Genomic DNA, 3,284 nt, shown 5'->3' with positions numbered 1-3,284 from the left:
AGAATCCAGAAGCAGCAAAGAAAGTCTTAAAACAGATAAGCCCGTTTTTCTGATATACGTTTTTTTATGAAATCTATAGAAATCTGTGCTAATACGCCGCTTTGCGTCGTTTGCATGAGAGGTAATTATTAACTCGTCGCTTGCGCGACTAGTGCATCTGTGTTAATCTGTGGACTATATTTTTTTTGGAGAAATTATGGCTCGTTCTAAAATCGTTGTTTTGGACTTTGGTTCTCAGTATGCACATCTTATTGCAAAGCGTTTCCGTGCATTGGGTTATTATTCAGAAATTGCTCTTCCGAGTGCTGATCTTTCAGTTTTTGAAGATGCAAAAGGTGTCGTCTTTTCAGGCGGTCCTTCTTCCGTTTACGAAAGCAATGTTCCTGAGTTCAACGAAAAGATTTTAGACTTAGAGCTTCCGATTTTGGGTCTCTGCTATGGTCATCAGCTAATGGCAAAAAGTTACGGCGGAAATGTAGGAAAGGCAGAAACCGGTGAATTCGGCTTTGCCGAGCTTAACTTAAACGATTCAGGAAAATCTTCTCCCCTTTTTAAAGATGTAACACCTTCTACACAGGTCTGGATGAGCCATCAGGACGGAGTTCTTTCTTTAGGCGAAGGATTTGAAGTAATCGGAACTACAAAAGACTGTCCTTATGCAGCCGTTCAGAACCTAAGCAAAAAACGGTTCAGTCTTCAGTGCCACTGCGAGGTAAAAGACACTCCAGAGGGCAATAAAATCTTCAAAAACTTTGCTGACATCTGCGGAATGGAAGTAAACTGGGACGAAGATACCGTTTTGAACCACATTCTCGAATCAATCAAAACTGACTCAAAAGATAAAAATGTGCTTTTATTCCTGAGTGGCGGGGTGGATTCAACTGTTGCATTTGCTTTGCTCAACAAGGCTCTCGGACAGGAACGGGTTTTAGGTCTTCATATCGACAACGGCTTTATGCGAAAAAACGAAAGCAAAAATGTCGCAGAGGCCTACAAAAAGTTCGGTTTTAACAATTTTATCGTCGAAGATGCTTCAGAAAGCTTTCTTAATGCAATTAAAGGCTTGACCGACCCGCAGAAAAAGCGGATGGCAGTCGGTGAAAACTTTATCACAGTACGCGATTCTGTCGTTGCGGCGCAGAAACTCAACGAAGACGACTGGATGCTGGCTCAGGGCACTTTGTATCCGGACATCATCGAGTCGGGCGGAACAAAAAACAGCCACACAATCAAAACTCATCACAACCGCGTTGACGGAATCCAGCGTCTTATCGCAAAAGGGCTTATTATCGAGCCGCTCAAAGATTTGTATAAAGACGAAGTACGCACAATCGGAAAAAAACTCGGCCTTGACGACGAGCTTGTAATGCGACACCCGTTCCCAGGTCCAGGACTATCAATCAACGTACTCTGTTCAAACGGCGTTCTTTCCGACGAAGACAAAAAAGAGCTTGAGGCTGCCCAGAAAGAGCTTGAATCAATCAAACTCGCCCACTTCTGCGAACACTGTCAGGCTACAATGGTAAAAACCGTTCTTCCTGTAAAATCAGTCGGCGTTCAGGGCGATTTCCGCACCTACCGGTTCCCGGCAGTCCTTCGCTTCAAAAAAGACGAAGAAAACGGCTTCTGCCACTTTCCTAAGCACTGGAAGAAAATCGAAGACGAATCAAGCAATATCACAAACTCAGCAAAACTTTTAAACCGCTGTGTTATCGCACTCTGGCAGAACCCGAAAATCAAAGAAAGCGATATGAAACTTCAGGAAGGCTACTGTGACCGCCGGCGCCTTGACCAGCTTCGCGAAGTAGACAATATCGTACTTCGCAATCTGCACGAGTCCGGCTGGTACAATAAAATCTTCCAGCACTTAACGATTGACCTGCCTTACGCTTCCAGCCCGGAGCGCGCAAGTTTTGTTCTCAGACCAGTCTGCTCGGAAGATGTAATGACAGCCCGCTTTGCACAGCTTGACCGCGAGCTTCTCAATAAAATCGTTTCAGAAATCGCACAGCTTCCGTTTGTTGATGCGCTTTACTTTGATGCAACAAACAAGCCGCCGGCAACCTTCGGCTGGGAGTAACTAGAACCAGAAATACATCCTTGTATTTCTGGATTCTTACGAGAATTTCTTTCAGAAATTCTCTCTTTGCTTTAGTGCCACCTCCTGTAGCGAATCTCTTCGAGAGTTTTTAATGTTTTTTTATTGTAATAACCTTAATTTTATTTTATAATTTCTTTAGGAGTTTTTATGGCAGATACAGATAAATTTATTGCAGGCAGAAAAGTTTTTTTTCTTAATCCGACTCCAAGTTTTGAAGAAGAAGTTATCGAACGTCTTCGTGTTATGGAATATGAAGTTTACTCAATAAATGATTACCGTCATGCTAAAAATATACTCCGCTTGAATCCTGATTCAATTCTTTATATAAATCCGAATATTTCGATGACACTTGACGGCTGGCATAATTACATCCGTTCTTTTGGCGAAGATCCTAAATTCGGTTCAATTGATTTTGGCATCATAATGCAGAAACAGGCTCCGGAAAAGGAAAAAAAATTCCTTGCTAATATTGAACCTAAAGCAGGAGTTTTGTATTTTGATTCTACAAAAGACGAACTGGTACGCGGTATTTCTCTTGCACTGGACAAGCTTAGTGCAAAAGGTATGCGAAAATATGTACGTGCAGACTGTATCACCGATAAATCCGCAGAAATTTACTGGCTTAAAGACAATAAAATGTTAAAACTCAAAATGATTGATATCAGTGCGGCTGGTATTGCAGCAATGCTTCCGGCAACTCAGGCAAATTCAATCTTTGTAAATCAGATTATTGACGGTGCATACATAAACATCGGTAAAACTCAGATTATAACATCCATTAAAATTTCTGCGATAAAAAATGCAGGAAATAATCTTCTTGTAATAATCATGTATGGCTCTGATACGCTTCCGACTGCAATCAATCAGATCCGCGAGTATGTTTCAGAAACATTAAAAGCAAACATTAAGGCATCAATCGTCAACCTGCCGCTTGACAGGCGCGATTACAATATAATTGTTGAACGAAAATAAAATTTTCTAAAAATCATATTTTTTTAGGTTTTCTTCGCCATCCACAACAATCCACTGGATGGCATTTTCTTTTACAACCGGTTCAAAATATTTTTTATAAGCAGCAACAACCTGTTTTGCAGTTACTTTTTCAACAAGTTCACTTCGTTTAAGATATTCCGTTTCAGATCCAAGATATTCCATGCTTGAAATTACGCTTGAAGCTACCCCC

At 41.1% G+C, this 3,284-nt stretch carries 3 protein-coding genes; 2 read left to right on the top strand and 1 reads right to left on the bottom strand.

The features are described from left to right. The first annotated feature begins 196 nt into the window (after positions 1-196). The gene (guaA, locus tag ACKI5B_RS02315) at positions 197-2,080 is read left to right on the top strand and encodes a glutamine-hydrolyzing GMP synthase (protein ID WP_407425429.1); all 1,884 of its coding nucleotides are present in this window, start codon (positions 197-199) and stop codon (positions 2,078-2,080) included. 168 nt (positions 2,081-2,248) lie between these two features. Beyond that, a complete protein-coding gene (locus ACKI5B_RS02310) occupies positions 2,249-3,073 on the top strand; it encodes a hypothetical protein (RefSeq protein ID WP_407425427.1) in 825 nt (274 codons plus the stop codon). 6 nt (positions 3,074-3,079) lie between these two features. Here the strand turns inward: ACKI5B_RS02310 and ACKI5B_RS02305 are convergent. Next, the coding region (locus ACKI5B_RS02305) for a hypothetical protein (protein ID WP_407425425.1) at positions 3,080-3,284 on the bottom strand (205 nt) is incomplete at its 5' end.

The sequence above is a fragment of the Treponema sp. genome, assembly GCF_045657965.1.
Lineage (GTDB): Bacteria > Spirochaetota > Spirochaetia > Treponematales > Treponemataceae > Treponema_D.
The sequence above is the reverse complement of the archived record's forward strand: the minus strand, read 5'-3'. Positions and strand labels throughout refer to the sequence as shown.

What these genes read in the sequence shown, in the direction of transcription:
- guaA (WP_407425429.1), top strand. Translation starts at nt 197, where the DNA reads ATGGCTCGTTCTAAAATCGTTGTTTTGGACTTTGGTTCTCAGTATGCA.
- ACKI5B_RS02310 (WP_407425427.1), top strand. Translation starts at nt 2,249, where the DNA reads ATGGCAGATACAGATAAATTTATTGCAGGCAGAAAAGTTTTTTTTCTT.